Raw genomic sequence first — 8,239 nt, forward strand, 5'->3', positions numbered from 1 at the left:
TAATTGTTTAAACAAAGAATTAGCAATTTTATTAGTCTATTATATTACCAATTTCCACGATCTTTAATATTAGCATCGCAGAGTCTTATGATTTCTGCGATTCTTTTTTCCTTTGTCTCTTCGCGTTTGGCTTGGTTTAACCAATAGAGATAACTTTTTCTATAAGATGGTGCAAAATTGTTATAATTACTAAATGCCTTTGGGTTTTTATTAAATGCTAGTTGCAATGTTTCAGGAATAATTCCTTTTTCTACATCATCTAGAGCTGTCCAAGAGCCATTTTTTTTGCCAGATTTAATAATAGCTAAACCACTTTGATGCATTAAATTATTAGCAGTTAGTTCTTTAATATAGCTTTTGTTTAAAGCACTCCAAACACTTTTTGGTTTTCTAGGACAAAAATATTGTCGGCGCTTACCATTCCCTAAACTTTTTACAGTAGAATCTATCCAACCATAGCAAAGTGCTACCTTAACAGCTTCTTCCCAGCGCATTGACGGTTCTTTGTTTTCTACTTTGTAAAAGATGAGATATATGCCTTTTGAAGTATCATAGTTGTCATGCAGCCATGTACGCCATTCGGTATCTGTTTTAAAATAAAGTTCTGGTTTTTCCATAGTTATATTTTTGATTGTCATTCCTGCGAAGGCAGGAATCTCATTTGTCAAACCAATCATGAGATAAATCTGCCCAATCTATATTATCTGTTTCTATTAATTTGATTTTCCATTCTCTTTTCCATTTTTTCATATTTTTCTCTCTTTTTATGGCGTCATTTATATATTGATAAGTTTCAAAATACATGAGTTTATCCAAGTTATATTTAAAAGAAAATCCTTTAATCAATTTATTTTTGTGCTCATACATTCTTCTTTCTAGATCATTAGTAATACCAATATATAAGACACCATTTTTCTTATTTGTAATTAAGTATAAATAATATTGATGAATTGTTTTATGCATTAAGATAGATTCCTGCCTGCGCAGGAATGACAAACATTTGTTAATTGTATATGTAAATCAACCTATAAAGAAAATCTTAATTTATTTTTTTAGAATTCACATAAAAATCTCTGTCAACTGTTATATCGTCTTCAGTGATTGACATTGTCTGCCATTCAGCTTTAGGAAATAGCCATTCGCTTTTATCTCCAATGTTAATTTGAATAGGCATATCAAAGTCTTCTACAATCTCTGTCCAACGGTATTTAAGTTGTCCATCAGTAATAGAATACTCTAATGTAGGGATTCTTATATCTCTTAAATATTGGTTGAAGAATGCTTCTAAATTTATACCGGTTTGCTGACTGATATAACCTTCAATCTCTTGAGTTGTTACCGTTTTATGATAAAATGTTTTATTGAGTCCTCTTAAAATTTGTCTCCACTTCTCATCGTCTTCTAGTAATTGTCGAAGTGTATGTAACATGTTAGCACCTTTGTAATACATATCTCCAGAACCTTCATGATTTACATTGTAATCACCAATAATAGGACGATCATTTCTAATAGCACGTCGCGTACCAATAACATAGTCAGCTGAAGCCTCTGTATTGTAGTGATAATCTAAGAATAAATTCTCAGAATAAGCCGTAAAGCCTTCATGCACCCACATGTCTGCAATATCTTTGTAGGTAATGTTATTTGCAAACCACTCGTGTCCAGCTTCATGGATAATTATAAAATCGAATTTTAAACCTAAGCCTGTTCCAGATAAATCACGACCTAAATAACCTTTTTTATATTGATTACCATAAGTTACAGAGCTTTGATGCTCCATACCTAAATATGGCACTTCTACAAGTTTAAAACTGTCTTCATAGAATGGATAAGGGCCAAACCAATGCTCAAAAGCTTTCATCATTTTTGGAGCATCTTTAAAATGCTCTTTAGCAGTTTCTAAATTATCTCTTAGTACATAGTAATCTAAATCTAAAGGACCTTTTTCTCCTTGATAAACCTCAGAGAAATTTACATAATCTCCGATATTAATATTCACACCATAATTATTAATAGGATTACTCACAAACCAATGTGAGGTTACGGTATTATCATTAACTTCAAGTTTACGTATACGACCGTTAGATACATTGGTTAGATTTTTTGGATTAGTAACACTAATGAGCATGCTATCCACTTCGTCATACATATGATCTTTGTTTGGCCACCATACACTAGCACCTAAGCCTTGGCAAGATGTGGCTACAAAATGATTGCCATTGGCATCTTTTTTCCAAGATAAACCACCATCCCAAGGAGCACGTTCTGCTTCTTTTGGATGTCCTTGATAATACACATCTACAGATTTTATAGCTCCAATTGTTTGATTGCTTTTTAATGTTACAAAGTGCGCATTACCATCATGTCTAACATTAAGCTCTTCACCATCTTGCATCACTTTAGTGATTGTCATTGGTGCTTGCAAATCGATTTGTAGTTCGTTATTGTTTTCTAAAACACGATAATTAATAGTGTTTTTTCCTGAAATGTATTTTTTATCAGGGTCTACATTGATATCTAAATGGTAATACGTAAGATCCCACCATGCACGTTCTGGTGTTATTGTACCACGTAAAGTATCTTGATGCGTAAATTTATTTTTTTCGGTAAGTAATTGCGCATTACAGAAGGTTATTCCGGTAAATACTATGAATACGAAAGTGAATTTTAGAAATTTCATTTTTAATCCTTTGTTACAATATTACCTCTTTTTAGGCTTTTAGCAGGTATTGAATCGATAATAATTGGGATAGATTCTAAACCTGTTTTTGTAGGCTCATATACTCCAAAGTGTAAATGTGGTATAGTCGTCCAACCTGTAAATCCAGATAAAGCAATAGGTTGATTAGCTTCTACAATATCTCCTACATTAACTAAATTAGCATATTGCTTAAGATGCACATATTGAGAAAAGGTATTGTCTTTATGGTAAATCATAATATAATTACCATAATCTCTGTATTCTGCAGTTGTTCCTTGTTTATCATGTTTTACTATCATTTTAATCACAATGCCTGGTTTGCTAGCAACTATAGTATCTCCAACATTAAGTTCAAAATCTATTGATTTTGAAGAAAAAGCACCTTTATGCGAAAAATCACCATTATAACCTTGTATAATTTTTGAAGAGGTTTTACGAAAAGGATAAACATGGTTATAGCTTGTATCGTATCCTTTAGTATTTAAAACTCCATAATAACCTACATATTTATATGTTTTTAAAATAGAAGATGGATTCATGTTTTTTTTATGAAAACGTTGAATCACTTTCTCACTTTCGGCTTCTAATTGAACATATGCAGGTTTGTTTGTTTTTTTATCTGTTATTTTGGCATACAATGGGCATTTATAACGATTTTTAAAACTAACTTTAATAGAATCGTTTGCTGTGATAAAACTGATAAAACTGGGTTTACTTAGTTGTTTAGAGCAACTAGAAACACAAAATACAAGTATTATAATTATTAACGTTCTACTCATTAAATAATAAGTCAATAATCTTTTTTATAGGTTGCAACTGATCTTCATCCATAGCAACAGATTCTAAAATACTAGTGCCAACAACTTTGAAATTAGCTTTTAATTCTCTTAAGTAATGTTCTGCTTCGTTAGTGGTAATGCCATTATTGACATTAAAATACGCGCTCTTATACGAGTTTGGGTCTAAACAGTCAACATCAAAATGAACATATAAAGTCGTTATATTTTTCTCTTTTAATGTTTTTATTAAATGCGAAATATCTAAAGTTAATGGAGCGTAAATATGATCTTTATTAATACGATCTTGCTCAGCGGCATCAATACTTCTTAATCCTATATAATGAATCTGAGATGGAGTAATCTGAGTAAATAATAAATCTTTAAGCTCGTCATTGCCTTCACCTAAAAGTGTACGTAATGGCATGCCATGAAAATTATGACTCTGAGATTCTTCAGGTAAATTAATATCAGCATGCGCATCAAACCAAATGACTCCTAGATTTTCATGTTTTTCAGCTAAGTAGCTTACAGGAACGATTTCTAAACCACAATCACCACCTATAGTATGTAGTGTTTTGGGTTGTTCTTTAACAAGAAAATCTTTAAACCGATTTAATTGTTCTAAAAGTGTAGAATGACCATTAATGTTCTGTTGTAATTCTAAAGGCTTTTCAGATAATGGAATAGAAACAATATCGTCTTTAATATAATCAAAGACTGTTTTTGCTCCATCTTTAATGGAAATCCCTGTGCCAGAACCTTGCCATTGTGGAAAAAAGATATTCATTAGCTATCGTATAATAGTATTTGGAAATGCAATAATACTTTCGTGTCCATCTGCACCAACAGAAGCTACGCCAAAAAAGAAATTATCGACAACAATGCCATCTAATGTAAACTCAGAAACGTCACCAACATAACGGCTGTGATCCCAAGTCGGAGATGTTGTATCTCTCCAATAAATTTTATAACCTTTTGCACCATCAACTTTATCCCATTTAAATTTAGCAGACGGTTGCACTGCACCACCAATACCTACATTAGTTGGAGTAGGAGGAGCAGAAGCAATACTAGCTAAATTAATAGCATTTACTGCTGTTAATTTCTTTGCATAATCAAAATTAACATGTTCAAAAGTATCCCCATATTTTATACCATTTTCGGTACGTAAATCTTGATGCTGCTGTGTGTAATTTTCATGCGCTTCCATAATACGAATACCTGCAAAACCAACATCATTAAAAGGTCTATGATGTCCGCCACGTCCAAAACGATCTAAACGATATATCATCATAGGATTCATTTCGGGCATATACGTTTTTACGGTTTTATGAATGTAACGTGCCAATTGACGTGAGATACCATCAACCTCACCGCCATAAAAACGACGCGCGCGTCTTGCTCGCTCAGGTTCATTAGCTGGTACTGGTTCTGAGAATATACGGAATGTACGGTTATCAATAACTCCATCAACGCCAGTAATATTACCAATCATGTCATTATTTAAAATACCTACAATATCCCAATTGTTGTCTTGTGCATATTTAGCTAAACCTTGACCGCCAAATAAACCTTGTTCCTCACCAGAAAGTCCAACGTAGATAATACTACTTTCAAATTTATATTTAGACAATACACGTGCTGCTTCAATAGTACCTGCCATACCCGAAGCATTATCATTAGCTCCTGGTGAATCTGAAGTGAAATCTGCTGGATTTGATACTCTAGAGTCAATATCACCGCTCATAATAATATAGCGATTTGGATATTTTGTACCACGTTGTATAGCAACAACATTAACCACATTAACATCGTGAACAATACGTTGGTTCGTTCCTTTTTTAACTAAATTACTTTGATAAAATACATTTAAACAGTTGCTACAGTCTTTAGAGATGTTGTCGAATTCTCTTTTTATCCAACGACGTGCAGCGCCAATACCTCTTGTTTCAGATATTGTATCACTTAGTGTATGACGTGTACCAAAATCGGCTAAGGTTTTTACATCTTGTTTAATGCGATCTGCTGAAATAGCATCTACAATATCATATATTTTTTGATCAGTTTGCGCTTGTAAAACTATACTAAATGCAATAGCGCAGATAAAGAATAATTGTTTCATTTTTGGTGGTTGTAATTATATGAGTTTATATGGATAAAGGTACTTTTTTTGAAAGTATTTGGGTTCTAAAAAAATGTTAATTGCATAGAAAGGCGGATGTTTATTTTTTGTAATTGAATTTTACAATTTCTATTTTACCGTCTTTATCTTTTATATCTACATAAATATTCATTTCATTAGCGCTTACTTTTTCAAAAATCATGCCTTCAAAAACGACTTTATTTTGTGTGATTTCTTTAAGCGGAAAATCTACAGTCTCATCTTTGGTTTCCCAACCTTTTAAATCGTTATTAAAGTGTTTGAGTTGTAACATTAATGTATTATTCACTTCTCTAATGACTTCAATTTCATAAAAGACGATTTTACCATCTGCAATAAGTTTAAAAGATGCCATCATTGAACCACCTGAAGGTTTACTCCAAATTTCTTCGGTAATGCCTCCAAAAGCTTCACCATGCCAAGTACCAGAAATCCAAGCAATGTTTTCTAGTTTATGCTCTAGTTGTTGGTCTTGAGCGAAAAGGGAAAAAGTAAAAAGGGATAAGGCAAAAGTTAGTATTGGTTTCATTTTTAGTGCTTTTAGTTTTATACTATTAAGACGATTATGAAGTATAGTAATAGGACATTAATTTTTAATATCTTCTTCTATCAATAGTATCATCTCATTCATTTTTTGTTTGATATCTAATAGGCGTGTGTGTTGAATACCACCAAATATCATATAATTACTTAGCATATTTTCAAATTCTAAGGTGTAAAACGCAGTATCTATATCGATTTTAAAATTAGAGTAAGGAATATGAGTAGTTGAATTAATAACATTTTTAGAATAGCCAGAATAATAGTATCTATATGCTAAATGTTTTGAATATAATGGTAATTTTAATTGTTCATCTAGATGTAACAATTTAGAATCTACTTCAGCGAGTTCATCCATGTATTTGTTCCAAGACGATATATGATTTTTTAAAGCTTTGTTTTTTATAATATCAGTTTTACCCGTATTTAAGATTTCATTTAAAGTCCCCAATTCTGGGTCAAAACCAGGTGTAAATATATGAGAGAGTAGCAAGGTTTGTATACTGTCTTCTGGAATCTTCTCGTTTTTATGTATGATTTCCAAAGCTGTAGAATCTAGAAAGCGAAATTCACTATTCTGTCGTATTTTTTCATCCAATTGCACCATAGCAGAGTCTAAATCTATTTTTAAGCTGCTAAGAGTCTCTTTTTCTATATCTCTATTAATACGGTTTTGATTCCAATTATTGACTTGTAAAGCCAAAAGAATACCAATCATAACCAAGATAATTTCGCCTATGGCGTATTTGAGGTACTTACCAGTTTTGTTTTGCTCCATAAGGTTGTATCGTATTTTTCTAAAGAATTTGATCATTGGTTCTATTTATGCTTCTTTAAAGATAAAATTATTAAAACACCCCTAAAGTCCCCTCAAGGGGACAGGTTCTTAACACGTTTATTTATAATGTCCCCTTGAGGGGACTTTAGGGGTGTCAATTTAAAAGCTTTTAATCTGTTTGAGTTTCAAGCTCATATTCTTTAATTAAAAATGCAATTAAATGTTTGTTCTACTCCATTAGGTTGTATCGTATTTTTCTGAAAAATTTAATCATATTTATTTCCCGTATTTCGATTGCGCTCAATATAAAATACAGCGGGTATCTTATTTGTTTTGTCATTCAGAGTGAAACGAAGAATCTGCAATCTAGATTCCTCGTCATTCCAAAGCATTAGAACTCTGTCGGAATGACAAGCTCGGTTTATTGTAAATACCTTAATCATTTATATAAGCTCTAATGGTTGTCATTAAATTTGTGTTGCTATCAATTAGAACACCTATTCTCACTTTAGTTTCATTAAGCTTTATAGAGGATTCAAAAAGTAATTGCTGAAAATCTACATCTTTTGATAATTCTATTAAATTTTCAGAGGTAATGATATTAGGTGCATTTGTACTGTCTTCACTTAAATTCATATTACTTTCAAACCAAGCTTCAAGTTTATGTGATCTTTTTCTTCTAAGAAAATCACGCATTTTTAATATAATGTTAATGTGCTGACTACTAGATACTTTAGCTGTAGTCATTTTTCTAAAGTAATTTTGAATGCCTTCTCGTATCGTATCATCATTAACTTTAGCAGTAATATCTGGATCATTTTCTTTAGCAATAGGGTTATAAGATAATGTTCTTCGTATATAGTTTGGGTCTTTAAGTACGATACCATTAGCGTCTTTCACGCCAATTTTAAATAAGTTTTTATGCAACTCATCAATGTCTTTTATTCTATTAATATTGGCTTGAAAAAATGTAGAGTCAGATTGTAAATCTTGTAAAAACTTGGTTAAGGTTGCTTTTTCACTGATTAGGCTTTTTCGGTTTTCATTCCAGTTATTTATTTGTAGTGCTATGAGAATGCCTATAACTACTAGGATGATCTCGCCGATGGCGTATTTGAGGTACTTACCAGTTTTGTTCTGATCCATTAAGTTGTATCGTATTTTGCGAAAGAATTTGATCATTGGTTCTATTTATGTTTCTTTAAAGATAAAATTATTAAAACACCCCTAAAGTCCCCTCAAGGGGACAGGTTCTTAACACGTTTATTTATAATGTCCCC

General features: G+C 31.8%; 9 protein-coding genes. All 9 read right to left on the reverse strand.

What is annotated here, in order from left to right; all coding sequences use genetic code 11:
• Positions 1 to 44 precede the first annotated feature (44 nt).
• A complete protein-coding gene (locus K8Z87_RS10350; protein WP_227477487.1) occupies positions 45 to 617 on the reverse strand; it encodes a YdeI/OmpD-associated family protein in 573 nt (190 codons plus the stop codon).
• A 40-nt stretch (positions 618 to 657) separates the two neighbouring features.
• Complete coding sequence (locus K8Z87_RS10355) at positions 658 to 963, reverse strand: GIY-YIG nuclease family protein (RefSeq protein WP_227477488.1); 306 nt, start codon at positions 961 to 963, stop codon at positions 658 to 660.
• Positions 964 to 1,039: 76 nt separating this feature from the next.
• Positions 1,040 to 2,680 carry a M1 family metallopeptidase gene (locus K8Z87_RS10360; protein ID WP_227477489.1) on the reverse strand — a complete coding sequence of 547 codons (1,641 nt, stop codon included), beginning with the start codon at positions 2,678 to 2,680 and terminating at the stop codon, positions 1,040 to 1,042.
• Positions 2,681 to 2,682: 2 nt separating this feature from the next.
• Positions 2,683 to 3,480 (reverse strand): M23 family metallopeptidase, encoded by a 798-nt coding sequence (locus tag K8Z87_RS10365; RefSeq protein ID WP_227477490.1) that lies wholly within the window; start codon positions 3,478 to 3,480, stop codon positions 2,683 to 2,685.
• A complete protein-coding gene (locus K8Z87_RS10370) occupies positions 3,473 to 4,267 on the reverse strand; it encodes an arginase family protein (RefSeq protein ID WP_227477491.1) in 795 nt (264 codons plus the stop codon). The genes K8Z87_RS10365 and K8Z87_RS10370 overlap by 8 nt, the downstream gene beginning before the upstream one ends.
• 3 nt (positions 4,268 to 4,270) lie before the next feature.
• A complete protein-coding gene (locus K8Z87_RS10375; protein WP_227477492.1) occupies positions 4,271 to 5,602 on the reverse strand; it encodes a M28 family peptidase in 1,332 nt (443 codons plus the stop codon).
• A gap of 100 nt (positions 5,603 to 5,702) precedes the next feature.
• Positions 5,703 to 6,170: a DUF6265 family protein gene (locus K8Z87_RS10380; protein WP_227477493.1), complete on the reverse strand. Its 468-nt coding sequence runs from the start codon at positions 6,168 to 6,170 to the stop codon at positions 5,703 to 5,705.
• A gap of 57 nt (positions 6,171 to 6,227) precedes the next feature.
• Positions 6,228 to 6,959 carry a DUF6090 family protein gene (locus K8Z87_RS10385; RefSeq protein WP_227477494.1) on the reverse strand — a complete coding sequence of 244 codons (732 nt, stop codon included), beginning with the start codon at positions 6,957 to 6,959 and terminating at the stop codon, positions 6,228 to 6,230.
• Between the two features lie 435 nt (positions 6,960 to 7,394).
• On the reverse strand, positions 7,395 to 8,105 hold the full coding sequence (locus tag K8Z87_RS10390) for a DUF6090 family protein (protein ID WP_227477495.1): 711 nt from the start codon (positions 8,103 to 8,105) through the stop codon (positions 7,395 to 7,397).
• Between the last annotated feature and the right edge of the window lie 134 nt (positions 8,106 to 8,239).

It is taken from the genome of Winogradskyella immobilis, from assembly GCF_021887715.1.
GTDB classification, from domain to species: domain Bacteria; phylum Bacteroidota; class Bacteroidia; order Flavobacteriales; family Flavobacteriaceae; genus Winogradskyella; species Winogradskyella immobilis.

What these genes read in the sequence shown, in the direction of transcription:
- K8Z87_RS10350 (WP_227477487.1), bottom strand. Translation starts at nt 617, where the DNA reads ATGGAAAAACCAGAACTTTATTTTAAAACAGATACCGAATGGCGTACA.
- K8Z87_RS10355 (WP_227477488.1), bottom strand. Translation starts at nt 963, where the DNA reads ATGCATAAAACAATTCATCAATATTATTTATACTTAATTACAAATAAG.
- K8Z87_RS10360 (WP_227477489.1), bottom strand. Translation starts at nt 2,680, where the DNA reads ATGAAATTTCTAAAATTCACTTTCGTATTCATAGTATTTACCGGAATA.
- K8Z87_RS10365 (WP_227477490.1), bottom strand. Translation starts at nt 3,480, where the DNA reads ATGAGTAGAACGTTAATAATTATAATACTTGTATTTTGTGTTTCTAGT.
- K8Z87_RS10370 (WP_227477491.1), bottom strand. Translation starts at nt 4,267, where the DNA reads ATGAATATCTTTTTTCCACAATGGCAAGGTTCTGGCACAGGGATTTCC.
- K8Z87_RS10375 (WP_227477492.1), bottom strand. Translation starts at nt 5,602, where the DNA reads ATGAAACAATTATTCTTTATCTGCGCTATTGCATTTAGTATAGTTTTA.
- K8Z87_RS10380 (WP_227477493.1), bottom strand. Translation starts at nt 6,170, where the DNA reads ATGAAACCAATACTAACTTTTGCCTTATCCCTTTTTACTTTTTCCCTT.
- K8Z87_RS10385 (WP_227477494.1), bottom strand. Translation starts at nt 6,959, where the DNA reads ATGGAGCAAAACAAAACTGGTAAGTACCTCAAATACGCCATAGGCGAA.
- K8Z87_RS10390 (WP_227477495.1), bottom strand. Translation starts at nt 8,105, where the DNA reads ATGGATCAGAACAAAACTGGTAAGTACCTCAAATACGCCATCGGCGAG.